Raw genomic sequence first — 23,607 nt, forward strand, 5'->3', positions numbered from 1 at the left:
AGCGGATGAGGCCGTCTGAAAAGGAAATACCGACATTATTCAAAAACAACGGCTTGGGCAAGCGTTTTACCGGCCGCATCTTTGGCCGACAGCTGCGGCTCGCCCGCGAGCGGCCAGCGGATATTCACCGACGGGTCGTTCCACAGTAGGCAATGCTCGGCTTGCGGGTTGTAGTAATCGGTGCATTTATACACGAATTCCGCGCCGTCTCCCAGTACATAAAAACCGTGGGCAAAGCCTTCCGGCACCCACAGTTGGCGTTTGTTGTCGGCAGACAAAACCGCGCCGGCCCAGCAGCCGAAAGTGGGCGACGTACGGCGTAAGTCCACCGCCACGTCAAACACGCTGCCGGAAACCACCCGCACGAGCTTGCCTTGGGTGTTTTCGGTTTGGTAGTGCAGGCCGCGCAAAACGCCAGCGGCGGATTTGGAATGGTTTTCCTGCACAAAAGTGCGGTTGCAGACGTTTTCTCTAAACCATTGGTCGCGGAAGGTTTCCATAAAAAAGCCGCGCTCGTCGCCGAATACTTGCGGCTCGAGGATTTTCACTTCGGGTATGGCGGTGGCGATGATGTTCATATCAGTGTGGTCGGTTTGGGTTTTCAGACGGCCTTAACTATATGAGGCCGTCTGAAAAATCATGTTTGCGGCCCGGTTGCCTGTTTAAGAGCCATGTTCGCGGCTTTCCAATAAACGCAATAAATAGCGGCCGTAATCGTTTTTACACATGGGCGCAGCCAAGGTTTCGAGTTGGCCGTCTGAAAGCCAGCCGTTGCGCCAGGCGATTTCTTCCAAGCAGGCGATTTGCAGGTTTTGCAGGTGTTCCACCGTTTTCACAAACGAGGCAGCTTCGTGCAGGCTTTCGTGCGTGCCGGTGTCCAGCCAAGCGAAGCCGCGGCCTAAAAGCTGTACGTTGAGCGAGCCGTCTTCCAAATACATTTGATTGATGCTGGTGATTTCCAGTTCGCCCCTTTCAGACGGCCTAACTTGTTTGGCGAAACCGACTACACGGTTGTCGTAGAAATACAGGCCGGTAACCGCCCAGTCGGATTTGGGCTTTCGCGGTTTTTCTTCGATAGACAAAGCTTTGAAATACTTGTCGAATTCTACTACACCGAAGCGCTCGGGATTTTTGGCCTGATAAGCAAAAACCGTTGCCCCCGATTCACGCGCGGCGGCTTGCTGCAAGGTTTGGGTAAACGATTGGCCGTAAAAAATATTGTCGCCCAACACCAAGCATACTTTATCGCTGCCGATAAATGTTTCGCCGATGATGAAAGCCTGTGCCAAACCGTCGGGGCTGGGCTGTTCGGCGTAATCGATGCGGATGCCGAAATCGGAGCCGTCTCCCAAAAGGCGGCGGAAAGCGGCGTTGTCTTCGGGCGTGGTAATCACCAACACATCGCGGATTCCGGCCAGCATCAAAACCGATAAAGGGTAATAAATCATCGGCTTGTTGTACACGGGCAAAAGCTGCTTGGATACGCCGCGTGTAATCGGGTAAAGCCGAGTGCCTGATCCGCCTGCGAGAATAATCCCTTTCATTTTGCCGCTCCCAAGCGTTCGAGCCGGTAGGAGCCGTCGAGCACATGCTGCCACCAGCTGCGGTTGTTTAAATACCATGCCACAGTTTGGCGGATGCCGGATTCGAAGGTTTCTTGCGGTGTCCAGCCAAGCTCGCGGCTGATTTTCGAGGCGTCTATGGCATAACGCGCGTCGTGCCCGGGGCGGTCGTCCACAAAGGTAATCAAATCACGATAGGCTGCGACGCCCGCGGGTTTTTGCGGCATCAATTCTTCGAGCAGCGTGCAGATGGTTTCAACAACTTCGAGGTTGGTTTTTTCGTTGTGGCCGCCGATGTTATACGTTTCGCCTACTTTTCCCTGTGTGATGACGGTATATAACGCCCGCGCATGATCTTCGACAAACAGCCAGTCGCGGATTTGCAGGCCGTTGCCGTACACAGGCAGAGGCTTGCCGCCGATGGCGTTTAAAATCATCAGCGGAATCAGCTTTTCGGGAAATTGATACGGCCCGTAGTTGTTGGAGCAGTTGGTAATCAAGGTAGGCAGACCGTAAGTGCGCCGCCACGCCCGTACCAAGTGATCGCTGGATGCTTTGGAAGCGGAATAGGGGCTGCTGGGCGCATAAGGCGTGGTTTCGGTAAACAAATCGTCGGTGCCGTGCAAATCGCCATACACTTCATCTGTGGAAATATGATGAAAACGGAACGACGCCTGTTTTTCAGACGGCATGCTTTGCCAATATGCCCGCGCTGCTTCCAACAAGGTATAAGTGCCGACAATATTGGTTTCAATAAATGCCGCCGACCCGTCGATAGAGCGGTCGACATGGCTTTCCGCGGCCAAGTGCATCACCGCATCCGGTTGGTGTGTGCTGAAAATCCACTCAAGCGCCGCACGGTCGCCAATATCGGCATGTTCAAACACATAGCGCGGGTTGTCTGCCACGGATGCTAAGGATTCGAGATTGCCGGCATAAGTGAGCTTATCAAGATTCACCACACTGTCTCGAGTGTGGTTGATGATATGGCGGATAACTGCGGAGCCTATAAAGCCGGCACCGCCGGTGATGAGGAGTTTCATGTTTAAATTGCCGGCACCTTAGATAAATTAAGTTTGCTTAATCAAATGATTTAATTATAGAAAATTTACGGTTTGGCTGCTTCACTTTCTTGAAAGCGGGCATTCATCCAAGTAATAGCTTCCGCTAACGGAAAATGGCGGGTTTCTTTTGATGGCGCAGGCAAATCGGAAACAACCATGAGACTCGGTACATCTTTATGGTGCATTGGATACCATTTGCTGATGTTGGCAGGATTATTGGCATAAAAACCCAACAGAGGCTTTTTAAAGGCGCAAGCTAAATGCACGGTGCCGCTGTCCACACAAATTGCCATATCAGACGAAGCAACCAGCGACAGGTATTGGGATAAACTGGTTTCGGGCGAGAGATTCAAGCATATGTCTTTACGGCATAGGCTTTTTAATTCTTCCAAATAAGCTTGGCTGTTGCGGGTGTTGCATAAGACGAATTGCACTTGAGCGATGTGCTTCGGGTCGCAGCCGTTTAAAAGCCCGGCCAATTCACTAGCCGGAATACACCGGCTTTCTTCACTGCCTTGTGGCGCAAGCAGAATGCGGTACTTTTTATCATGCCCGTTTAACCAATAGGCATCCGCCTCGCGCAAGGTTTGAGCACTCAATTCCAAAGAAACATCGGGTTCGCTGACGGGAAAGTATTGGTTAAATATGGAGGTTGTTAAATAGGTGGCAATGTGGGCGTTGGGAGGCGGCGGGCAATGGAAGTCGTAGTTTTTCACATTATCGGCGTTGTAATATTTTTTGTTGCCTTTGCCGAAAATAATATTGATATCGGGTGCCAGCAGACCGGTTTTGATGATGTGCGTGCTGTTGTAGGTTTCGTAAAAATCGAGGTGTACTTGCCACTTTTTTCTATTTTTCAGGCAAGTGGTAAATGAATCGTCCAACAAAACATCTATCAAGCGGCAACATTGATAGATGGGCAGGCTGCGGGCATTGGTGAACACACCGATTTTGCAATGGGGGTAGAGGGTTTTGAGCTGGCGGATGTAGGCAATATGCGCAACCGTATCGCCTACGGAATGCCCCATCGGCCTGATCAAAACGGAAGATACATTCTTGAAGTTAAAGTTTACATTCGGTTTTTTATTGGCAAAAACACGAAGAATGAGGTTTTTAAAGAGTGACATGAAAGTTGTTGCTTCTTTTATTTGATAGCATTTATATTTTAAGTTTTGCTTAACATATAAATGTTACCTTTTTTAATCTTTAGAGGCTTATTGTGTATTTTGATTAAATCGTTATGCCGAAGCTTTTTGTTGTTGTAAGCAGTTTTTTATTTGTTGATTCAGCCAACCCTTTGCTTCATGCAATGGGAAATTATGTGTTTTTTCAGTTTTGGCGGTAACCATTAAAAATGGTACGCCTTGATTGGGAAGGGGATGCCACATCTTAAGGTTTTTGGGTAAGTTGGCATAAAAAGCCAATAAAGGCCTGTTGAATGCACAAGCCAAATGGACTGTGCCGCTGTCAACGCATATGGCAATATCAGCAGAGGCGGTTAGAGCTAAATATTCTTTTAGGGAAGTTTTAGGCGCCAGAGATAGGGAAATATCGGGCGGACACAGCTGTTTCAGTTGTGCGAAATAAGGCTCGCTGAATTTAGAATTGCATAAAACAAATTCCACTTGATTCAATAATTCGGGAGGGCAGTTGTTTAAGAGTTCTGCCAAATCTTCTTCCGGAATACACCGTTTGGGGTCGCTTCCTTGCGGCGCAAGCAAAACGCGGATTTTTTGCTTTGCGGCTTCAGGCCAAAGGGATATGGCTTTGGTTAGTTCATGGTTGGGAATTTCGAGATGGAATTTACTTTTTTCTAAAGGAATATGTCTTATAAATTCCGAAGTAAGCAAGCGGTCGGCGATATGGTTTTCAGGCGGTGGGGGGCAATGAAAGTCATAATTGAGCACATTGTTGAGGCTATAGTATTTTTTTGCGCGCTTCTCAAACACCATGATCAGTTCGGGTGCTAATAGGGAGTCGCCAATAATGTGCATGCTGGTAAAAGATGCATAAAAATCCAATAAAACCTGCCACTTTTTTCTATTTTTTAAATAGCTGGCCGGTTTGTCTTCAAGTAATTCATCAATTTCTTCGCAACATTTAAATACATCCCTGTTTCTGTCGGTTGTAAACATGCCGATGCGGCAATTGGGATAGGCTTTTTTGAGTTGGCGGGCGTAATTAATGTGGGCAACAGCATCTCCGACAGCATCTCCGATAGGGCGAATCAGAATGGATTGAACATTTTTAAAATCAAAGTCTTGGTTTTTCTTTTTATTTGCAAATAACCTAATAACTAATTTTTTAGATAAATGCATAATATTGATTCCTTAAAACTGTTTTTGATGTTGTTGGATAGATATTATCGGATTGCGGTATTTTGAAGGCGGGAGCTAAGTATTTTGATTAAAGTTAAATGAAATAGACTGTTGCCAAGTATCAAAGGCCGTCTGAAAAACCTGATTCAGTATCTGCTGGTTTTCCCGGGTATCTTCTGTACGGTAGAAATCTTCTTGTTTTTCGAGGCCTAAGGCTAGGAAGTAGTCGGTGATGAAATTGCCGTAGCCTTCGTCTTCATCTTGATAATAGTATTGGGTGAAGCGGTTGCCGAGGTCGTTGAAGCAGGTGGTGTCTATGCCGCCACCCAATTGGTTCAGTATGAATTCGGCGCCGGAAAGTGTGCCGTTTTGCAGTTCTGCAAATTGGGGCAATGCTTCCGCTTCGGGGCTGTGCAGGTCTTGCGATACTGCCCATTTATAATAATAACCCATGTGATTTGCTGCATTTTCTTCAGGCAAATCAGATGGGTAGTTTTCTTCGGTGTGAAAGGTGATGTGATCGTAGTGCATGGTGGAAATTTTACTATGAATGGCGGTAATGCTGTTGATTATTTTATACAATATTTAGGGTGAGGTTTTATACATGAAAGGCCGTCTGAAATTTCAGACGGCCTTGTGTGTTTTGGGGAGCAGGAGGGGGTTAGTGGATGGTGTAGCCGCGTAAATATTGGCTGCGTTCGCGTGTCATGCGGGTGTCGCATTGCAGGCGCAAGTATTCTGCTTGCAAGGGGGTTTCGGCTTGGGCGGCTGCTTGACGGCAATGGTTGGTTTTGCTTTGAATCCAGCTGCGTTGTTCGCCGAGCAGTTCTTTTTGTACGGGTTGCTCCATGTTGTTCCACAGCCGGTTGATTTCGTTGTTGGCGGCTTGGTTGTTTTGTTTTGCCTGCTCCAGTTCGTTGGCCGAGAAGGTTACTTCGGCACGTTTGGGTTCGGGGCTGAGGATTTCGGGTGCCGGGGTTTCTTCTTGGTCGAAGACGTTGCTGGCGGCGTTGTTGTCCAAAATATCTTCGGGATCGGCTTGGGGCGGCTCGGCATGGGGTTGGTTGTTGAGGTTGAGGGCGTCTTTGAGCGGTACGGCTTTGCCGTCTATCATGAGTATGCTTTTAATGCCGTAGGGGATGAGGGCTGTGGCGATGTTTTTGGCGGCAACGGTTAAGCCGTTGTCTTCATAATTGACGGTGGTTTGGCCGTCTGAAACGGATAGGGTGTAGGAAAGGGGGCGTGAGAAGCCGCCTTTGTCGTCATAGGTAAGCTGGCTGCCTGTGAGGCGCTCTTGCATCAATTGGCTGATGCTGCGGTTGTTGTAGAGCAGGGGGCTGTTGGTTTGTGCGGTATTCAAAATGTCATTGGGGATTTGAATATTCAGCCCGGCAGTGCAGACGGTGTTGCCGTTGCTTTGTGTTTCTTGCGGGTTGTTGAGCGAGATATTGAGCTGTGTTGCGGCCGCGATGATTTTATCGGGGTCGATGAATTGCCGGCTGTCTTTGCGGGCATAGGATTGGGCTTCCTGCTTGATGATTTCTTGCACGTTGGCACGGATGTTGTGTGCGACGGCAGGATTGTTACATTCGAGTTTGTTGCTTGCTTGCTGGGTAGGTGCGTCATCGCTGCAAGCGGTGAGTGCGGTAGCAATCAGGGATAAAGTGAGTAGTTTTTTATACATTTTCAAACCTCATAAAATGATTTTCAGACGGCATCATAACAAAAGCACCTGTAACGGGTAAGGCTGTTACAGGTGCTTTTTATTTTGCTTTCAGTTTATTTGATGAAGTTTACAAAACTGGTGAGGATAACAACGTTGATCAAGTCAACGAAGAAGGCACCTACCATCGGCACAATCAGGAATGCTTTGTGTGATGCGCCGAAGCGTTCGGTAACGGATTGCATATTGGCAACGGCTGTGGGTGTTGCGCCCATGCCAAAACCGCAGTGGCCGGCTGCCAAAACGGCGGCATCATAGTTGCGGCCCATCAATACATAGGTAACGAAAGTAGCATAAAGCACCATTACCAGAGTTTGCGCAAGCAGAATGATGGTAACGGGGCCAGCCAAGCCGGTAAGTTCCCACAGTTTCAGGTTGAGCAGAGCCATGGCCAAGAACAGCGACAGAGAGGCGTTACCGAACACGTCGATGGCACGGTCGAACATATTGAATTTGAATACGATGGTGAGGATGTTGCGCAAAATCACACCGCCGCCCAATGCCCAAACGAATTTGGGTAAATCGTAGAGGTGCTCTTTGTCGATACTGTCCATGATTTCTGCAAAAGCCAAACATGCTGCAAACATGGCAAGGGTTTCGATTGCCGAGCTGGCGGTAATCAGACGGGTTTGCTCGGCATGCTCAAACAAATCTTCGGTGCTCTTGCCGGGATCGTCGTCGTCATAAGCGGCTTCTTGGGCTTTGATGCTGGCTTCGTCCAAAGGTTGGCGTCCCATTTTGTTGATCAGGCGGCGTGCTACGGGGCCGCCGATCAAACCGCCGGCTACCAAGCCGAAGGTGGCGGCAGCCAAGCCTAAACCGGTGGCGCCGGTTAAGCCGAAGTTTTTCTCAAAATCTGGGCCCCACGCACCGGCGGTTCCGTGGCCGCCTGTGAGGGTGATAGAGCCTGTCATCAAGCCGATTAAGGGGTCGAGGCCGAGTACGCTGGCCAAGCCGACACCGACGGCGTTTTGGATGAAGATGAAAAAGCCGACGATGGCGGTAAAAATTACCAACGGCAAGCCGCCCGCTTTAAGGCGGGAGAAGTCTGCACTCAAGCCGATGGAGCTGAAGAAAATCAGCATAAACGTGTCTTGCAGCGGTTTTTCAAATTTGAAGCTGACGCCGTAAAACGAGTGTAAAAAGTACAGGATGATGGCGGCAACCAAACCGCCGGCTACGGGTTCGGGGATGTTGAAATTTTGTAAGAATTTGATTTTGTTTACCATTATTTTGCCAACCAGCAAAACGATGGTGGCGGCAATCAGTGTGTAATAACTGTTAAATACCCATTCCATAGATTCTTCTTTCCGGTAAAACTGTAAAAATCAAACCGCAAGCAAATTTTTGCGTGTGGCTAAACGTGGCGATATTAGGGGAAGAGTTAAAATTTGTCAAAGAAAGGTTTGTTTTTAATGACTGTATTTTTTAGCAAAATTGCCTTGTTTTTATGAGAAATGCAATATTTGATGGCGTTAACTCGACTTCTGTGCCTATAAAAAATCAACAGGCGTGAAGCGGCGTGTGCGTTTGAAAGCAGAAGTGGGGCAGATATAAAAGTGATGTGGATTTAAGGGATAAGGTTTTTAGTGTGAGCTGAATACGGGTGCTACCATGTCTGCTTGATGGGTGTTTTGCGGCATCGTAGTGGTTTGGTCTTTGGGTGTGATTTAACCCTTAAAGAAGGTTTGGGCGTGGCATTGCCTGCTATACTTGCGTGTTTTCACATTTTTACGCGCTTAAGTTTTAAAGTGCGGTATGCAAAGTTTTATGGTTCAGGAAACAGTTTCTCAATCTACCCGGCGCTGGGCGTTGATGATTTCTTATAACGGGCAAGGTTTTTGCGGTTGGCAAAAGCAGGCCGGAGGTGTAGCCACGGTGCAGCAAGCTTTGGAACATGCGTTAAGCGGCATTGCCGGCGAGCCGATACGCACGATTGTGGCGGGGCGTACCGATACGGGCGTGCATGCCACGGCGCAAGTTGTGCATTTCGATACTTCGGCAAAACGCCCGACACAGGCGTGGATAAGAGGGGTAAACGCCCATCTGCCTCAAGATGTGGCGGTGTGGCACGCGCAACCTGTGGATGCGCGTTTTCATGCCCGCTTTGATGCGTTCGGGCGCCGCTATCGTTATGTATTGCAGTCTTCCGCCGTCCGCAGCCCTTTGCTGGCTGGCAAAGTGGGTTGGGTGTGCAGAAAGCTGGATTTGGACAAGATGCGTGAGGCGGCGGCTTTATTGGTGGGTGAACACGATTTTTCCAGCTTTCGGGCGGCAGAATGCCAAGCCAAGTCTCCCATTAAAACGATTTACAGCGCCGAATTGAAAGGCAGCCCTTCGTTGATGACTTTAGACTTGCACGGCAATGCGTTTCTTCATCATATGGTGCGCAACATCATGGGTGCGCTGGTGTATGTGGGCGACGGGCGCTTGAGTGTGCAGGATTTTGCCGGTTTGATGGAGATGCGCAGCAGACTGCATGCGCCGCCTACGCTGATGCCCGACGGCCTGTATCTGACAGGAGTGGATTATCCGCCGGAATGGGGTGTACTAACGCCCGAGCCTCCGGAATGGCTGTGGTAAAGAAAAGGCCGTCTGAAAATTTTCAGACGGCCTTTTATATTTAAAGCGGCTTATTGTTTAGAACAGCTCCCACACGAAGAAAATGAAGGTGTGCAGGATAAACAGCGGCACCAAAATACCGAAAGACCAAATCATGTAGCCGAAGAAGCTGGGCATATTCACTTTGCGTTGTTCGGCAATGGCTTTCACCATAAAGTTGGGCGCGTTACCGATGTAGCTCAATGCACCCATAAATACAGAACCCATAGATACGGCCAATAAGGTGTGGAACAGCGGGCCGCTCATCAAAGCTTGGGCATCGCCGCCGGCCATGTTGAAGAATACCAAGTAGGTGGGCGCGTTATCCAAGAAGGCAGACAATATGCCGGTCATCCAGAAATACATGCTGTTGATCGGGTCGCCCGCATCGTTGTGTACCAAAGAAATCAAACCGGCAAACGCGCCTTTCTCACCGGCCTGCAAAATGGCAATCACGGGCGCGATGGTAATGAAGATGCCCAAGAACAGTTTGCCCACTTCGAGAATCGGATCCCAGTTAAATTCATTACCGGCACGCACCTGTTTGGCGGTGATGGCAAGAGAGATGCCGGCCAAAACCAGCAAAATAATGTCGCGCAGCAGGTTGGGCAACAGATAAGGCGTACCCAATACATTCACGCCGGGATGGTCGGGCTTCCACAAGCCGGACATCAATACCGCGCTTACCACGCCCGCCAGCAGCAGGAAGTTCCATTTGCCGAAGATTTGCAGTTTGCTGTCGGGAGAAGGGTCTTTCGGCAGAATTTCGTCTTCTTTAGAAAAGAAATAGCTGTCGACAAAATAGAACAGAATCAGCAGCAATACGGAGCTGATCAGCACGGGCACCATCATGTGTTGCACGGTCCAGCCGAAATCAACACCTTTCAAGAAGCCCAAAAACAGTGGCGGATCGCCCAGCGGGGTCAGACCGCCGCCGATGTTGGCCACAAGGAAAATAAAGAAAACCACCACATGCACTTTGTGTTTGCGGTTGTCGTTGGCTTTCAAAATCGGACGAATAAGCAGCATGGCCGCACCGGTCGTACCCATAATCGAAGCCAACACCGTGCCGATGGCAAGAATGGCCGTATTCAGGCGCGGGCTGCCGTGTAAGTTACCCCATACCAAAATGCCGCCTGAAATCGTATATAAAGCAAACAGCAGCACGATAAAGGGAATGTATTCGGCCACCAAAGCATGGGCGACGGTGTGGACGGCCTCGCCGAAACCGAACACGAAAATAAACGGAATCAGAAACAGCAGCGTCCAAACGGCCGTGATTTTACCGAAGTGATGATGCCATGTGTGCGAAAACAGCAGAGGGCCGGTGGCAATCGACAGCAGAATCAGAATGAAGGGAATGCCCCATAGCAGGCTGAGCGAGGCGCCGTCGAGAGAGGCGGCCATCGCCGGCACCGGCGCAAGCAGCAAAGGGAGAAGTGCGGTGGATAATCGCATTATTTATTATTCCTTATGGTGGAGGGTCGTCGAAATACACGGCAGCCAAGATGAGCCGCCGCGCACGGCCGAAACCTAAGGCTTCGATGAATCATAGCGGTAAAAACAACCGTTTGAGGAGTCGGTTTGGCCGCATTTGGATGACCGAGCGCACGTTTGCGCTTTGTACATCAATGGGTTTTCCGGCTACGAAAGGGATAAATTGTAAATGAAAGACGCCGGTGTGTCAGCTTTTGCTACCGCGCGTTTTCAGACGGCCTGTACGACACATGAGGCCGTCTGAAAATAATCATGGCATAAAAGCGGCGGTAACAAGCATGTGTTTGTATCGGGAATATATGGATGATAACCGGCGGGGAAAATGATGCTTAAGAATTTGAGCAGACAGAGAATTTAAGCATCGGGCAGATGCCACATCCACACCGCCACGCCAAAGCAGAACACAGCGGAAACTGCCGCCACCCACCAGCGTTCGGGAAACTGATAAAGCATCAGGCAGCAAGAAAAGGCCATCATACTGAATGCGAAATATTTGGCACGGCGCGGTACGGCGCGGCGTTCTTCCCAATCTTTGACCATCGGGCCGAAAAAGCGGTGTTGGTGAAGCCAGCGGTGGAAACGCGGTGAAGCGCGCGCCCAGCAGGCGGCGGCCAGAATCACGAACGGGGTGGTGGGCAGAATCGGCAGAAAGATGCCGATAATGCCCAATAACAGCGCAATCGCACCGAAAAGCCAGAATAGAGGACGTAATATCATGTTGTTATGTGGTGTGAAGTGAGCAGGGTTTTATCGTTTGTGCGGTTCGGCATTATTGTTTATCGCTTTCGTCGTGCCGGAACGGGCAGCGCGGAATCTCCAAGTCGTTCCAGCCTTGATGGCCCATTTCCTGCAACAAAGCCATATTGCGGCCGAAAATCGCTTCGGCATCGGGGAAAGCTTCGGCTGCTTTGCTGATGCTGTCTTCGCGGATTAAATGCAGGGTAGGGTAAGGCGAACGGTTGGTGTAGTTGGTGATGTCGTCTGCTTCAGTGCCTTCAAACTGAAAGTCGGGGTGAAACGGTGCAATCTGAATCACACCTTCCAATCCGTTATCCGCCACAGCTTGCTCGGCGAAGTCGAGCATATCGTTGAACACCAAAAAATCACCAAATAAATCAGGGTGTACCAGCAGAGTGGTTTCCAATTCTTCCAGCGGCGTACTGCCCAATAATTGCAGTTCGCGGTCGAGGTCTTCGAGAAAACCGTCGAGATGTTTGGCACGGCTGACTTCTATCCTCACCAAACCTTTCACATAAGGTGCTTTGGCAAACGGGCACAGATTCAAACCGATAACGGCTTTTTCCAGCCACTGGCGCGTGTGCTCGACTACGGTTTTATCGCAAACAGACATCATTGGATTCAAAACTGCATTATTTGAGAACGGTTTGCAATGATAAAGTTTTTTACCCCGAATGAAAATACATAGCGCGTATTTCTGCGGTGCAAACCGCTTGGTATGAGGTTTTCACGCCTCAAATGGTGTTTGTTGAGCTGTGGCGGTTTTTGAATGCGGCAAAATACAGAAAGGCCGTCTGAACATTTTCAGACGGCCTCGAAGTAAATCAGGTTGCTTAGTCTTGATGCAAATGACCCAAAGGCAGCGCGGTAGTATTTTTAATTTCTTTCAGCACAAAGCTCGATTTAGCGTCCTGCACGCCGGGGTGGGACAACAGCGTATCCAAAACAAAATGCGAAAAAGCGTTCATATCGGTAAAAAACGCATGGAGCAGATAATCGGTTTCACCCGTTAAAGCAAAGCAGCTCAATACTTCCGGCCAGCTTTGCACCGCCGAAGAAAAATCGTCGCGCGCCTCCACCGCTTTATCGATAGAAACGCGGATAAACGCCTGCAACCCCAGTTTGACCGCCACGGGCGAGAGCAAAGCCGCATATTGGCGGATGATGCCGGCATCTTCGAGCTGCTTCAAACGGCGCAGGCAGGGAGAGGGCGACAATGCCACCCGTTCGGAAAGCTCCACATTGGTCAGGCGGCCGTTTTCCTGTAATACCTGCAAGATTTTTAAATCGGTTTTATCCAGAGTGATTTGTGCCATTTTCTTGCCCTTTTTCTTATTTATTTTGATTGGATTCACATTCCAACTGCAAGCTTAATATAAGATAATTTAACTTAACGCACAATAGTTTAAAAAACATATTTTTTTAAAATATTGTGTAACAATAAACACAGTTTTCAGCTTCATATTGTTTAATCGATTTCCCGTTTTTTCAGACGGCCTCAAATGTACCGAGCAGGCTTAGCGCAATGTAAAGGAAACTTGCCCGCCGCCGAAAATCCCGCCATAATCAAACCCGATGCAGGAGAGCGCTACACCGTACTACATCAACTGTACGGCAAGCCGCCGAAGGCGCAGACACCCTTAAATCGCTCAGGCAAAAGGACTGCATTTCATCACAATCATCTGGAGAGCGGCGCGGCTGCGCCCACCGAAGGGGAGAAGGCCGTCTGAAAACATTCGGGCGAACACACAGGCATTCGATTCAGACGGCCTGTTGCCGAAAATCTCAGGTTCAAGGACAGATAGGGGCGCGTGAAGAGCATCGCAGCCCTTAACCTATGGAGAACCAGAGCAATGACTACCCTCAAAACCACCCCGTTCAATCAAGCCCATAAAAACGCAGGCGGCAAACTCGTCGATTTTGCCGGCTGGGAGCTGCCCGTCAACTACGGCTCGCAAATCCAAGAACACGAAGCCGTGCGCACCGACGCAGGCATGTTCGACGTATCCCACATGCTCGTTTCCGACATCAAAGGCAGCCAAGCCAAGCAATGGTTGCAAAAACTGCTCGCCAACGACGTAGCCAAACTCTCGTTCGTCGGCAAAGCCCTCTATTCCGCCATGCTCAACGACAACGGCGGCGTGATGGACGACCTGATCGTTTACCGCACCAACGAAGCCGAAACCCAATACCGCATCGTATCCAACGCCGCCACTCGCAAAAAAGACTTGGCACAATTTGCCAAAGTCGGCGAAGCGTTCGGCATCGAAATCACTCCCCGCTACGACCTCGCTATGCTCGCCGTACAAGGCCCCAAAGCCATTGAAAAACTGCTCGCCGTCAAACCCGAATGGGCCGAAACCGTGAACGCGCTCAAGCCCTTCCAAGGCGCAGATTTAGGCAACGACTGGTTTGTCGCCCGCACCGGCTACACCGGCGAAGACGGCGTAGAAGTGATTCTGCCCGGCACCGAAGCCACCGCCTTCTTCACCGCCCTGCGCGAAGCCGGCGTACAACCTTGCGGCCTCGGCGCACGCGACACCCTGCGCATGGAAGCCGGCATGAACCTCTACGGCCACGACATGAACGACGAAACCAGCCCCCTGCAAGCCGGCATGGGCTGGACGGTGGACTTGAAAGACGAAAACCGCGACTTCATCGGCAAAACCGCCCTCGTCGCCCTCAAAGAAAAAGGTGTGGACGTGAAACAAGTCGGCCTGCTGCTGGCCAAAGGCGGCGTATTGCGCGAAGGCATGGAAGTCGTTACCGAACAAGGCAAAGGCATCACCACCAGTGGCGTGTTTTCCCCCAGCTTGAAACAATCCATCGCCATCGCCCGTGTGCCCAAAGCGTTTGAAGGCGACGCGGCCAAAGTGGTGATTCGCGGCAAAGAAGTGGACGTGCGCGTGTTGAAACTACCTTTTGTACGGAATGGGCAGAAGCAGTTTGATTAAGGTTTGAAGTTTTCAGACGGCCTTTATAGAGAGGCTGTCTGGAAAGTTAAATATTAACAATGATTTATACTGTCATGGATGATTTACTTATACATGTAGAATCTTTGAAGAATCTTCTTATATCTCGGGCTACGGGAGGGCAAGAAAGTAATCAAGAATATGTAAAACTTCGGCACTTGATTATCTCTAACTCTAAAGTTAATGGATTGGTTCCTCAATTTATACAGACTTGTCGTAGTTTGGATCAATTTTGGCAATTTATTAAATATAAATATGAAACATATCGGGAGCGTCGTACATTTATATGGGAAGAGTTTGAGCCGCTTTTCAATTTTTTGGAGCAGAGAACCATTCCATCTGATGAAATGATCACTTCAATAGTCAAAACAATTGATGCAGAGTATGTTCAAGATGCATGGTCAAAAGCATTGGAGAGGCGTACGACAGATCCTGAAGGAGCGATTACTTCTGCTCGCACCTTAATTGAATCAGTATGCAAACATATATTGGATGAAGCCGAGGCTTCTTATGAAGATAATTTAGATTTACCAAAACTATATAAAAAAACGGCACATCTTCTTAATCTCTCACCTTCACAGCATACAGAAGAAGTTTTTAAACAGATTTTAGGTGGTTGTACATCTGTCATTGAAGGTTTAGGAACAATGCGCAATCGTTTGAGTGATGCACATGGCAAAGGTAAGGTAGGAAGTAAGCCCGCCCCCCGACATGCAGAGTTGGCAGTTAATTTATCAGGAGCATTTGCGAGTTATCTTTTGGCAACATGGGAAGCTTATAAATAAGAATATGCGCGCCACCAGCACGCACGCGTTGGTTGGGAATGATTGAGAATGCGTGCGTGGCTGAGGCCGCACACCCTACGCGGAGCAAGCAAGAATTGTTTTACCCATACCAAAACTTTCAGACGGCCTCTTAACGAAACCTATATCTATCTGTTTCTAAGATGCCGTCTGAAAAACAGCTTGAATCACTTTACAAGAAAAAGAGCCGTTTCCGCTTTACGCCCAAACCACACATACTTATAAAAATCATCCGACACTATAAAGGAAAAAGGAGTAACAGCATGAAACAATTGGCGATGTATATCAACGGTGCGTTTGTGTCTGATTTTGCAGGCAGCTACCGCGATGTGTTGAACCCGGCTACCGAAGCGGTGATTGCGCAGGAGCCGAAGGGCAGCCGTGCCGATGTGGAAAAAGCGGTGGCAGCGGCTTATGCGGCGCAGCCTGCGTGGGAACGCGTGCCGGCGGTGGAGCGCGGTGCGTATCTGCGTAAAATCGCGGCGGGCATCCGCGAGCGTGCCGACGAGTTGACGGATACGATTGTGGCCGAAGGCGGTAAAACCAAAGATTTGGCGCGTATCGAAGTGATGTTTACCGCCGATTATCTGGATTATCAGGCGGAATGGGCGCGCCGTTATGAGGGCGAGATAATTCAGAGCGACCGTCCGAAAGAAAATATTTTCCTGTTTAAGCGTCCGTTGGGCGTGATCGGCGGTATTTTGCCGTGGAATTTCCCGTTTTTCCTGATTGCCCGCAAAATGGGGCCTGCGCTGGTTACGGGCAATACGATTGTGGTTAAGCCCAGCAGCGTTACGCCGATCAACTGCCATATTTTTGCCGAAATCGTGCACAGCGTCGGCCTGCCTGCGGGCGTGTTCAACGTGGTGAACGGCCCGGGCGCGGAAATCGGCAATGCGCTGGCATCGCATCCGCAAGTGGCGATGGTGAGCCTCACCGGTTCGGTGGAAGCCGGCCGCCAAGTGATGGAAGCGGCTTCGGCCAACATTACCAAAGTGTCGCTGGAATTGGGCGGTAAAGCGCCTGCGCTAGTATTGAAAGACGCCGATTTGGATTTGGCGGTGAAGTCGATCGTGGCTTCGCGCGTGGGCAATACCGGCCAAATCTGCAACTGCGCCGAACGCGTGTATGTGCATAAGAGCATTAAAGACCCATTTATCGAGAAGATGACCGCCGCCATGAAAGCGGTGCGTTTCGGCAATCCTGCCGAAGCGGCCGAAGGTGCGTTGGAAATGGGGCCGCTGATTGAAGAGCGCGCGGTGAAAGAAGTGGCGGAAAAAGTGCAGCGCGCCGTTTCGCAAGGTGCGACGCTGGTGTGCGGCGGCAAACGCGCCGAGGGCAAAGGCTATTTCTTCGAGCCGACGGTGTTGACCGATGTCGATAACAGTATGGACATCATGAAAGAGGAAACCTTCGGCCCCGTGCTGCCGATTGCCACTTTTGAAACGCTGGACGAAGCCGTTTCGTTGGCGAACGATTGCGAATTCGGCCTCACCAGCTCGGTGTACACCACCAATCTGAACGAAGCCTTCTACGTAACCCGCCGCCTGCAATTCGGCGAAACCTACATCAACCGAGAAAACTTCGAGACCATGCAGGGTTTCCATGCCGGTTGGAAAAAATCGGGTATCGGCGGTGCCGACGGCAAACACGGTTTGGAAGAGTATCTGCAAACACAGATGGTTTATCTGGAAACCAATATTTGATCTGAAGCACGCGGCACTTCGTTCTTTTTTGCAACGAAGTGCCGCATTCAGACGGCCTGTTAGGTTGGTGCCGACGATATGTGTTTTATCGGATAAACTAACCGGCTAAAGAAAAAGCAGAAATGATGAAAACCTTTATGTGGAAAATCCTCCCGTTTGCTTTATTGCCGTTCGCTTTGGCGGCTTGCTCCCAACAAAGCCATGCGGCTGATGAGGCCAAGTTGGACTTAGTGAAAAAACTGTATGCGCACTATACGGAAGGAGACGAAGCGGAAGAAATTAAGCCGGAGCAGTTTTTTACGCCCGATTTCCGCGCCGTACTTAACCGCGATTCCAAAGCGGCGGAAGCAGAAGGCGTGGCCTGCATGGATTATGATTATGTGATTCAGGGGCAGGATTTCGACGGGCAGGAAATCGCCCGCACGATTCAATACAAGCTGACGAAAAGCGGGCGGGTTTATGTTTCTTTTGAGAATTTCGGCGAGGCGCGGGTGTTGGATTACGTTTTATCCTGCAATCAGGGCGTTTGTTTGATAGACGACATTATCGAGCCGGACGGTTCGTTAAAGAAAAATACCGTGCAATGCTTGGATAAGTTGGCGCTTGCCGATAAACAGCTATAATCCTGCGTTTTCAGACGGCCTTTAAACCAAGAGGCCGTCTGAAAAAGATAAAACGGTATTTTCAGACAGGCTGACCATAAGGCCGAACACAAGAGGATTCACACGATGTGTAAGATATTATTTTTGGCTGCCGTTTTGTCGTCGCTGGCCTTAACCGGCTGCGATGCGAAAGACGCTTGCTTGGATCAAGGCGGCAGCTATAATGAAACCACCAAGCAATGCGAGAAATAACGGCAGTATTAATTTTGAAACCTATGGAGAACAAACCATGAGCAATATCCCCGCTGAATTGAAATATGTGTCCAGCCACGAATGGCTGCGTTTGGAAGCCGACGGCACCGTAACCGTGGGCATTACCGAACACGCGCAAGAGTTGTTGGGCGACATCGTATTTGTAGAGCTGCCCGAAGTGGGTGCGAATCTGGCTGCCGAAGAGCAGGCCGGTGTGGTGGAATCCGTAAAAGCGGCTTCTGACGTTTACGCGCCGATTGCCGGTGAAATCGTAGCGGTAAACGAAGCTTTGGTAGATGCGCCCGAAACGGCAAACAGCGAGCCTTACGGTGCAGGTTGGTTCTTCAAAATCAAACCGGCCAATGCTGCCGATTTGGACGGTTTGCTGACTGCCGAACAATACGCTGCCGAAATCGGTTAATACCATCGGCAGTTCAAGTAGGGCGAGCATCCCTGCCCGCCATTTTTGCAAGAGACGGCGGGCAGGGATGCCCGCCCTACACTTATTCATATTTTCAGACAGGCATCAAGCTTTCATTGAGTGCAGTGCCTGTCTGAACCATTATCCGACGGAATATCATGAAAACCATAGGCATCATCGGCGGCATGAGTGCGGAGAGTACCGTGCTGTATTACCAAATCATCAACCGAGAAACCAACGCGCGCTTGGGCGGCAACCACAGCGCCGATATCGTGATGCACAGCGTGGATTTTGAAAAAATTGTGCGTTTGCAGAAAGCAGGCGATTGGGCGGCTGCCGGCGCGGTGTTGGCGGAAAGTGCGCGCAAGCTGGAGGGCATGGGCGCGGATGTGTTGGTGTTGGCCACCAATACCATGCACAAAATTGCCGATGTGATTGAACAAGCCGTAAGGATTCCGCTGCTGCATGTGGTGGATGCGACCGCGGCGGCGGTAAAAGCCAAAGGTTTGAGCCGCGTCGGGCTGCTGGGTACGCGCTTTACGATGAGCGACGGTTTTTACTCGGAGAGAATGGCCAAGCAGGGCGTGGAGATTAGGATGCCGTCTGAAAATGAGCAGGCGGAAATCCATCGGATTATTTTTGAGGAATTGTGTTTGAACAAGATTCAGGCGGGTTCCAAAGCCTATTATCAGCAAGTGGTGCGCCGTTTGCAGGAGCAGGGCGCCGAGGGTGTGATTTTGGGCTGCACGGAAATCGGTTTGCTGCTGAAAGAAAACGATTGCCCGCTGCCGCTGTTTGACAGCGCGGAAATTCATGCGCTGGCTGCGGTGGATTTTGCTTTGTCTTAAACGGAATATGGCAAATCAACTTTTTTGATACAAGGCAGCAAGCCGTGGCAGCGAAGTGGCAGAAATAAAGTTTATTTGCGATATAAAGCATTCAGGCCGTCTGAAAATCAGTTTTCAGACGGCCTGAATGCCTGATGAATCACGCAGTAAACGCTACGGGCATTAAGCCAAAGCTTCCGCTACGGCGCGGTAGGCTTGGTCGATGGCGCCGTGTACATACGGCATCCATGCGGCATCGGCACCGGCGATGAAGATGTTGCCTATCTGCTGCTGCATGGTGGAAGTGGCGTTTTCCGCGCTGCTATCCGAATCCCACAAGCCGGTTTGCTCGTAGCTGTAACCGTGCGCCCAGCGGTTGAGGGTAACGGCCATTAAGACGCTGTCGAGTTTTTCTCCGGCGGCGTCGTAGATGCTGCGCAGCTGGTCGAGCATCTCTTTTTCGAGGCTTTCGTAGCTTTGGTTGTTTAAGGCGCGGCGGCCGCTCTTATACATGTCGCGCGCGGTTTGGCCGGTGAAGTCGGTGGCAATGCGCACCATGTGGATGACCATTGGATCGTCTGCCGTTTGGGGGAACTGGTAGCCGCCCATGCTCACGGGGTCGTCGAGTTTGACCAAGCAATACGGGGCGTCGGGCGCGTAGAGCGAGTGTACGCCGAGCTTTTGGAACGCTTTGGAGTTTTTGACCACGACTTTGCCGTACACCATCGGCACTTTGATGGTGGTTTGTGCGGCGGCTTTTTGGGCGTCGGGCATTTGGGGAATCACGCGGGCAGCCAACACGCTGTGTCCGGCAAAAATGGCTTTCTTGGCGCTAACCTGTTTGAGCGCTTCGGCATCGTGCGGCATATAGGCCACGGCAACGCTGCCGTCGGGCTGGTTTTCCATCAGCAGGGCGGTGCTGTTGAGGCGCAGGCGTACGCGGTTTTCGGGCAGGTCGAGTTTGCTGTAATCGAATTTGGCTAACACAACATCTTCCATGGTGTAGCCGGGGGCGACTGCCGGAATCAGCTTGCGCACGAGCATGCGGGCGATGGAAGCGTTGCCGTCGGGGAAATGGTAGATGTAGGGTTCTTCTTCGGATTCTTCTTTTTCCAAGCCGAGGTTTTGTACGCCGGGGTAGCCGTCTTCAAAGGCTTCTTGTACGGAAATGGCGTTGATGGCATGCCCCCAGTATTCCGAGCTGATGTTTTTGAGGTATTTCAACGCGCCTTCGGGCAGCTGAACTTCGTTTTTCAGGAAGTTGTAATAGCTGGTGTTTTCGGCAAAGCTGATCCGCTCGCTGTCGGTTTTGCCTTCGAGATAATCGGTGGTCGAGGTGTACAGCTCGGTCAGGGCTTTTTTGTCGGCATCGGGCAAGGGGAATTGCTTGATGATGTCTGCCGCGCTCTCTTCGCCGACTTCGGGTATGCCGCGGACGACGGTGTTTTTACCGAACGAAGCTTGGCTGAAGAAAACGCCTTCTTTGAGTTTGCGCGTGGTTTCGTATAAATCTTGATGGAAGTATTGCTCAAACTTGTTGTAGTCGATGCCAAGCTCTTTGAGTAGGGCGAGCGATTCTTTGGAGTATTCAGACTTCGGTGAATCGATGGATTCGCTGCCTGCGTAAGAAATCAGCAATCGGCCGTTTACGGTAAATTCGTTGCGCTGGGCATGGCCGCCGAAATCGTCGTGGTTGTCGAGAATCAGGATTTTGGCTTGCGGGCGTTGCTGTTGATACAGGTAGGCTGCGGTCAGGCCGCTGATGCCGGCGCCGACGACAACAAGGTCGTATTCTTCTTCGGCCGCACCGGGCAGGGTGTAGGGTTTGTTTTGCAGAGCAAGGCTGTGGGCGGCGCGCTGAACGCCGTCGACATCGCCGCGCAAGCCGAGCAGGGCGGGCGGGTAGTAGGTGGCGTTGACGGCGGCATTAACGGAAGATTCGAGCGTTTGCGGGGAAAATAATTTGTAGATTTTATAACCGCCCAGCATCGCTGTGCCGGTAACGGCGGCGGAGCCGGCTAGGAATGCGCGGCGCGAGAGTTTGCGTTTCATAAACTTCCTGATTGATATGAGTAAGATATGTTATTTTGTGGCCTGCGATATGAAGCGGGCTGCATTTTCAGACGGCCTGATGTGTGTGCGGCGGGTCTGAAAAGGGTTGAATTTAAAAGGGCATAAGTCTAACAAATTATGCTTTATTCAGGCCATAAATCGGATGAAAAAACATGGTTTGGTGATTGATATTTACGACAGGTAAGGCTTCAATCGAGAAGGCCGTCTGAATTTTTCAGACGGCCTGTGTTTACTTGTGGCGTGCTCGGCATTACGGCTTGCCGGCAGGCACGTTTACCAGCTTTTCCTTAGGCTTGAGGTTGACGGCATAGCCTTGGTTTTCAATCCATTTTTCTTCTACGCGCCATTTACCTGCCGCGTCTTCTACCCGCACATACCAATGGTGGGTGGAGGGCAGCGGTTTGAAGACGGCGCTGTATTCGGTTTTATCGCCGGAAAGCGTGCCGCTTTGGGTGGCGTGCAGTTTCACGGTTTGGTCGTCCGATTTTTTGGCGGGGTGCATCAATACCAAATTCAAAGGCTGGGTGCGGTCGAAATTGCCGCTGACGAATACTTTGGCAGCGTTTTTATCGGGGTTGAACAGCACTTGGACGTTGATGCCGAGCTTAACGGCTTCTTCGTCGCGGTGCAGTTGCAGGTCGATGTGTTTGCCGTCTTTGTAGTAATCGTCGCTCACTAAGTCGGCGGAATTGCTTTTCGCCAAATAAAAGGTATAGAAAGCCGCAGCCACCACAATGGCGGGGCCTGCCATCAACAGCCACGGCCACGGCTCTTTGTACCAGACTTTCGATTGTGTGCGGTGGTCGGTCACATTATTCTCCGATAAACGATGATTTTTCAGTAATGGTGTTGACTTCTTCGCTGCCGCTTTCTCGATAGGTAAATTCAAACATAATCGGATGGCTGCCTTTATCGGCGTATTCGGGAATCGTCGATACTTGCACCGGCACGGTTATGGTTTCTTTCGGCGGCACTTTGAGGCCGTCTGAAAGCAGGCCGGTGAGGGCGATTTCATCGAAACCGCTCACTTTGGCGGTCAATACCTGTTCTTTTTCGCTGTCGTTGATGATGCGCAGATTGTACGCATTTTCCAGCCAGCCGTTGCTGTTTTCACGCAGCATTACGCCGCGGTCTTTGATGATGTCCACGCTCATAGTTTCGCGGGTGGCGATGCCGGCAATCATGGCGATCACAGCCACGAACAATACCGCTCCGTAGCCCAACACGCGCGGGCGCAGCAGGCGTTTTTTGATGTCTTTGTCGGCGTATTCGTGTTTCAACGCGCTTTCGGTGGTGTAGCGGATGAGACCGCGCGGATAATTCATTTTATCCATGATTTCGTCGCAGGCATCAATACAGGCGGCGCAACCGATACATTGGTATTGCAGGCCGTCGCGGATGTCGATGCCGACGGGGCATACCTGCACGCACATGGTACAGTTGATGCAGTCGCCAAGCTGGGTGTCTTCTTTGCTGGCGTTTTTCTTACGGGCGCCGCGGGGTTCGCCGCGCTCTTCGTCGTAAGAAATAATCAGCGTGTCTTTATCAAACATCGCGCTTTGGAAGCGGGCATACGGGCACATGTATTTACACACCTGCTCGCGCATTTGGTGCGCCATCAGCCACGTCATGAAGCCGTAGAACGCAGCGGCAAACAGCGAACCGCCGCCTGCCTGCAAGGTGAAAATGGCCGGTACGAATTCGCGGATGGGGGTAAACCAGCCGGCGAAAGTAATGCCCGTCCACGCGCACACGGCGAAAATCAGCAGGTACTTGGTCAGCTTGATGCGGATTTTGCGGAAATTCCACGGCTCTTTGTCGAGCTTGAGGCGTTTGTTGCGGTCGCCTTCGACGAAATGGTCTATCCACAACATGATTTCGGTGTACACCGTTTGCGGGCAGGAATAGCCGCACCACAAACGGCCTGCGATGGTCGTCCACCAAAACAGGCCGAACGCCGAAATAATCAGCAGCAACGCCAGATAAATCAAATCGCCCAAGCCCAGCGAAAGGCCGAAAATATAAAAATGGCGCTCGGGAATATCAAACAATACGGCTTGGCGGCCGCTCCAGTTGAACCACGGAATCACATAAAACACAAATTGCGTGACCAATACCGCCAAGATGCGCAGATTGGTGTAGCGGCCTTTGGCCAGTTTGGGGTGAATGCGTTTGGATCCCTGGTAAAGTTGGATAACCTGCTCTTTGGGCCGGTTGGGTGTTTTGTCTTTCTGTTCGCTAGACATCACGGTGTTCCTTAAATTTTTTATGTTTTACGGCGCGTTTTCCAACGGCCTGATTTGCTTATTATAACAGTTTCATGATTTCAGACGGCCTTTAAGAAGGTTAAGACAGGAGGCCGTCTGAAACAGCCGAAAGCATCAAGGTTTGCGTTTGCGCCTTGCCGTGCGGAGTAGTGCGCATAGCAAGTAACGCTTGCCTCTCAAG

23 protein-coding genes and 1 riboswitch are annotated in these 23,607 nt (G+C 50.6%); of the genes, 8 read left to right on the top strand and 15 right to left on the bottom strand.

The window, feature by feature from the left end; translation table 11 throughout:
- Positions 1-35: 35 nt before the first annotated feature.
- The 8 genes from rfbC to gltS all read right to left on the bottom strand — a co-directional run bounded on the left by rfbC (position 36) and on the right by gltS (position 7,965).
- Positions 36-578, bottom strand: coding sequence for a dTDP-4-dehydrorhamnose 3,5-epimerase (gene rfbC, locus CKV66_RS04310; RefSeq protein WP_085364028.1), 543 nt, complete (start codon positions 576-578; stop codon positions 36-38).
- Positions 579-662: 84 nt separating this feature from the next.
- The gene (rfbA, locus tag CKV66_RS04315) at positions 663-1,544 is read right to left on the bottom strand and encodes a glucose-1-phosphate thymidylyltransferase RfbA (protein ID WP_085364027.1); all 882 of its coding nucleotides are present in this window, start codon (positions 1,542-1,544) and stop codon (positions 663-665) included.
- Positions 1,541-2,605 (bottom strand): dTDP-glucose 4,6-dehydratase, encoded by a 1,065-nt coding sequence (rfbB, locus tag CKV66_RS04320; protein ID WP_085364026.1) that lies wholly within the window; start codon positions 2,603-2,605, stop codon positions 1,541-1,543. The genes rfbA and rfbB overlap by 4 nt, the downstream gene beginning before the upstream one ends.
- A 65-nt stretch (positions 2,606-2,670) precedes the next feature.
- Positions 2,671-3,753: a glycosyltransferase family 9 protein gene (locus CKV66_RS04325; protein WP_085364025.1), complete on the bottom strand. Its 1,083-nt coding sequence runs from the start codon at positions 3,751-3,753 to the stop codon at positions 2,671-2,673.
- A gap of 111 nt (positions 3,754-3,864) precedes the next feature.
- Positions 3,865-4,944 (bottom strand): glycosyltransferase family 9 protein, encoded by a 1,080-nt coding sequence (locus tag CKV66_RS04330; RefSeq protein WP_085364024.1) that lies wholly within the window; start codon positions 4,942-4,944, stop codon positions 3,865-3,867.
- Between the two features lie 75 nt (positions 4,945-5,019).
- Positions 5,020-5,475, bottom strand: a complete 456-nt coding sequence (locus CKV66_RS04335; protein ID WP_085364060.1) for a DUF7832 domain-containing protein — start codon at positions 5,473-5,475, stop codon at positions 5,020-5,022.
- 130 nt (positions 5,476-5,605) lie between these two features.
- Complete coding sequence (locus CKV66_RS04340; protein ID WP_085364023.1) at positions 5,606-6,628, bottom strand: lysozyme inhibitor LprI family protein; 1,023 nt, start codon at positions 6,626-6,628, stop codon at positions 5,606-5,608.
- A gap of 95 nt (positions 6,629-6,723) precedes the next feature.
- The gene (gene gltS, locus CKV66_RS04345) at positions 6,724-7,965 is read right to left on the bottom strand and encodes a sodium/glutamate symporter (RefSeq protein ID WP_085364022.1); all 1,242 of its coding nucleotides are present in this window, start codon (positions 7,963-7,965) and stop codon (positions 6,724-6,726) included.
- A 472-nt stretch (positions 7,966-8,437) separates the two neighbouring features.
- Between gltS and truA the strand changes: the two genes are divergently transcribed.
- Positions 8,438-9,250 carry a tRNA pseudouridine(38-40) synthase TruA gene (gene truA / locus CKV66_RS04350; RefSeq protein WP_085364059.1) on the top strand — a complete coding sequence of 271 codons (813 nt, stop codon included), beginning with the start codon at positions 8,438-8,440 and terminating at the stop codon, positions 9,248-9,250.
- A 57-nt stretch (positions 9,251-9,307) separates the two neighbouring features.
- Here truA and CKV66_RS04355 read toward each other — a convergent pair whose 3' ends face one another.
- The 4 genes from CKV66_RS04355 to CKV66_RS04370 all read right to left on the bottom strand — a co-directional run bounded on the left by CKV66_RS04355 (position 9,308) and on the right by CKV66_RS04370 (position 12,819).
- On the bottom strand, positions 9,308-10,726 hold the full coding sequence (locus CKV66_RS04355; RefSeq protein WP_085364021.1) for a sodium:proton antiporter: 1,419 nt from the start codon (positions 10,724-10,726) through the stop codon (positions 9,308-9,310).
- A 393-nt stretch (positions 10,727-11,119) separates the two neighbouring features.
- Positions 11,120-11,482: a YbaN family protein gene (locus CKV66_RS04360; RefSeq protein WP_085364020.1), complete on the bottom strand. Its 363-nt coding sequence runs from the start codon at positions 11,480-11,482 to the stop codon at positions 11,120-11,122.
- Positions 11,483-11,534: 52 nt separating this feature from the next.
- Positions 11,535-12,116, bottom strand: a complete 582-nt coding sequence (locus CKV66_RS04365; protein ID WP_085364058.1) for a DUF1415 domain-containing protein — start codon at positions 12,114-12,116, stop codon at positions 11,535-11,537.
- A gap of 220 nt (positions 12,117-12,336) precedes the next feature.
- On the bottom strand, positions 12,337-12,819 hold the full coding sequence (locus CKV66_RS04370) for an Lrp/AsnC family transcriptional regulator (protein WP_085364019.1): 483 nt from the start codon (positions 12,817-12,819) through the stop codon (positions 12,337-12,339).
- Positions 12,820-13,071: 252 nt separating this feature from the next.
- Positions 13,072-13,178, top strand: a riboswitch (glycine riboswitch).
- A gap of 178 nt (positions 13,179-13,356) precedes the next feature.
- On the opposite strand from CKV66_RS04370, the gene gcvT reads away from it, so the two are divergent.
- The 7 genes from gcvT to CKV66_RS04400 all read left to right on the top strand — a co-directional run bounded on the left by gcvT (position 13,357) and on the right by CKV66_RS04400 (position 19,107).
- Positions 13,357-14,457 carry a glycine cleavage system aminomethyltransferase GcvT gene (gene gcvT, locus CKV66_RS04375; protein WP_085364018.1) on the top strand — a complete coding sequence of 367 codons (1,101 nt, stop codon included), beginning with the start codon at positions 13,357-13,359 and terminating at the stop codon, positions 14,455-14,457.
- A 74-nt stretch (positions 14,458-14,531) separates the two neighbouring features.
- A complete protein-coding gene (locus CKV66_RS04380; RefSeq protein WP_085364057.1) occupies positions 14,532-15,260 on the top strand; it encodes an abortive infection family protein in 729 nt (242 codons plus the stop codon).
- Positions 15,261-15,541: 281 nt separating this feature from the next.
- Positions 15,542-16,984 (top strand): aldehyde dehydrogenase, encoded by a 1,443-nt coding sequence (aldA, locus tag CKV66_RS04385; RefSeq protein ID WP_085364017.1) that lies wholly within the window; start codon positions 15,542-15,544, stop codon positions 16,982-16,984.
- Between the two features lie 122 nt (positions 16,985-17,106).
- Entirely contained in the window at positions 17,107-17,607 is a 501-nt protein-coding gene (locus CKV66_RS04390; protein ID WP_143773811.1) for a hypothetical protein, read from the top strand.
- Positions 17,608-17,712: 105 nt separating this feature from the next.
- Positions 17,713-17,838 (top strand): hypothetical protein, encoded by a 126-nt coding sequence (locus CKV66_RS12740; RefSeq protein ID WP_269457271.1) that lies wholly within the window; start codon positions 17,713-17,715, stop codon positions 17,836-17,838.
- A 37-nt stretch (positions 17,839-17,875) separates the two neighbouring features.
- Positions 17,876-18,259, top strand: coding sequence for a glycine cleavage system protein GcvH (gcvH, locus tag CKV66_RS04395; RefSeq protein WP_004285714.1), 384 nt, complete (start codon positions 17,876-17,878; stop codon positions 18,257-18,259).
- A gap of 158 nt (positions 18,260-18,417) precedes the next feature.
- The gene (locus tag CKV66_RS04400) at positions 18,418-19,107 is read left to right on the top strand and encodes an aspartate/glutamate racemase family protein (protein WP_085364015.1); all 690 of its coding nucleotides are present in this window, start codon (positions 18,418-18,420) and stop codon (positions 19,105-19,107) included.
- A gap of 162 nt (positions 19,108-19,269) precedes the next feature.
- On the opposite strand, the gene CKV66_RS04405 is transcribed toward CKV66_RS04400, so the two are convergent.
- The 3 genes from CKV66_RS04405 to ccoG all read right to left on the bottom strand — a co-directional run bounded on the left by CKV66_RS04405 (position 19,270) and on the right by ccoG (position 23,405).
- Positions 19,270-21,138, bottom strand: a complete 1,869-nt coding sequence (locus tag CKV66_RS04405; RefSeq protein WP_085364014.1) for an NAD(P)-binding protein — start codon at positions 21,136-21,138, stop codon at positions 19,270-19,272.
- Between the two features lie 271 nt (positions 21,139-21,409).
- Entirely contained in the window at positions 21,410-21,910 is a 501-nt protein-coding gene (locus CKV66_RS04410; protein ID WP_085364056.1) for a FixH family protein, read from the bottom strand.
- 61 nt (positions 21,911-21,971) lie between these two features.
- Positions 21,972-23,405, bottom strand: coding sequence for a cytochrome c oxidase accessory protein CcoG (ccoG, locus tag CKV66_RS04415; RefSeq protein WP_085364013.1), 1,434 nt, complete (start codon positions 23,403-23,405; stop codon positions 21,972-21,974).
- Positions 23,406-23,607 lie beyond the last annotated feature (202 nt).

The organism is Neisseria zoodegmatis (assembly GCF_900187305.1).
In the GTDB taxonomy this organism is placed as follows: domain Bacteria; phylum Pseudomonadota; class Gammaproteobacteria; order Burkholderiales; family Neisseriaceae; genus Neisseria; species Neisseria zoodegmatis.

What these genes read in the sequence shown, in the direction of transcription:
- gcvH (WP_004285714.1), top strand. Translation starts at nt 17,876, where the DNA reads ATGAGCAATATCCCCGCTGAATTGAAATATGTGTCCAGCCACGAATGG.
- truA (WP_085364059.1), top strand. Translation starts at nt 8,438, where the DNA reads ATGGTTCAGGAAACAGTTTCTCAATCTACCCGGCGCTGGGCGTTGATG.
- CKV66_RS04355 (WP_085364021.1), bottom strand. Translation starts at nt 10,726, where the DNA reads ATGCGATTATCCACCGCACTTCTCCCTTTGCTGCTTGCGCCGGTGCCG.
- ccoG (WP_085364013.1), bottom strand. Translation starts at nt 23,405, where the DNA reads ATGTCTAGCGAACAGAAAGACAAAACACCCAACCGGCCCAAAGAGCAG.
- rfbB (WP_085364026.1), bottom strand. Translation starts at nt 2,605, where the DNA reads ATGAAACTCCTCATCACCGGCGGTGCCGGCTTTATAGGCTCCGCAGTT.
- CKV66_RS04330 (WP_085364024.1), bottom strand. Translation starts at nt 4,944, where the DNA reads ATGCATTTATCTAAAAAATTAGTTATTAGGTTATTTGCAAATAAAAAG.
- CKV66_RS04405 (WP_085364014.1), bottom strand. Translation starts at nt 21,138, where the DNA reads ATGAAACGCAAACTCTCGCGCCGCGCATTCCTAGCCGGCTCCGCCGCC.
- CKV66_RS04360 (WP_085364020.1), bottom strand. Translation starts at nt 11,482, where the DNA reads ATGATATTACGTCCTCTATTCTGGCTTTTCGGTGCGATTGCGCTGTTA.
- CKV66_RS04325 (WP_085364025.1), bottom strand. Translation starts at nt 3,753, where the DNA reads ATGTCACTCTTTAAAAACCTCATTCTTCGTGTTTTTGCCAATAAAAAA.
- CKV66_RS04365 (WP_085364058.1), bottom strand. Translation starts at nt 12,116, where the DNA reads ATGTCTGTTTGCGATAAAACCGTAGTCGAGCACACGCGCCAGTGGCTG.
- CKV66_RS04370 (WP_085364019.1), bottom strand. Translation starts at nt 12,819, where the DNA reads ATGGCACAAATCACTCTGGATAAAACCGATTTAAAAATCTTGCAGGTA.
- CKV66_RS04335 (WP_085364060.1), bottom strand. Translation starts at nt 5,475, where the DNA reads ATGCACTACGATCACATCACCTTTCACACCGAAGAAAACTACCCATCT.
- CKV66_RS04390 (WP_143773811.1), top strand. Translation starts at nt 17,107, where the DNA reads ATGATGAAAACCTTTATGTGGAAAATCCTCCCGTTTGCTTTATTGCCG.
- CKV66_RS04380 (WP_085364057.1), top strand. Translation starts at nt 14,532, where the DNA reads ATGGATGATTTACTTATACATGTAGAATCTTTGAAGAATCTTCTTATA.
- gltS (WP_085364022.1), bottom strand. Translation starts at nt 7,965, where the DNA reads ATGGAATGGGTATTTAACAGTTATTACACACTGATTGCCGCCACCATC.
- gcvT (WP_085364018.1), top strand. Translation starts at nt 13,357, where the DNA reads ATGACTACCCTCAAAACCACCCCGTTCAATCAAGCCCATAAAAACGCA.
- CKV66_RS04340 (WP_085364023.1), bottom strand. Translation starts at nt 6,628, where the DNA reads ATGTATAAAAAACTACTCACTTTATCCCTGATTGCTACCGCACTCACC.
- rfbC (WP_085364028.1), bottom strand. Translation starts at nt 578, where the DNA reads ATGAACATCATCGCCACCGCCATACCCGAAGTGAAAATCCTCGAGCCG.
- CKV66_RS12740 (WP_269457271.1), top strand. Translation starts at nt 17,713, where the DNA reads ATGTGTAAGATATTATTTTTGGCTGCCGTTTTGTCGTCGCTGGCCTTA.
- rfbA (WP_085364027.1), bottom strand. Translation starts at nt 1,544, where the DNA reads ATGAAAGGGATTATTCTCGCAGGCGGATCAGGCACTCGGCTTTACCCG.
- CKV66_RS04400 (WP_085364015.1), top strand. Translation starts at nt 18,418, where the DNA reads ATGAAAACCATAGGCATCATCGGCGGCATGAGTGCGGAGAGTACCGTG.
- CKV66_RS04410 (WP_085364056.1), bottom strand. Translation starts at nt 21,910, where the DNA reads ATGGCAGGCCCCGCCATTGTGGTGGCTGCGGCTTTCTATACCTTTTAT.
- aldA (WP_085364017.1), top strand. Translation starts at nt 15,542, where the DNA reads ATGAAACAATTGGCGATGTATATCAACGGTGCGTTTGTGTCTGATTTT.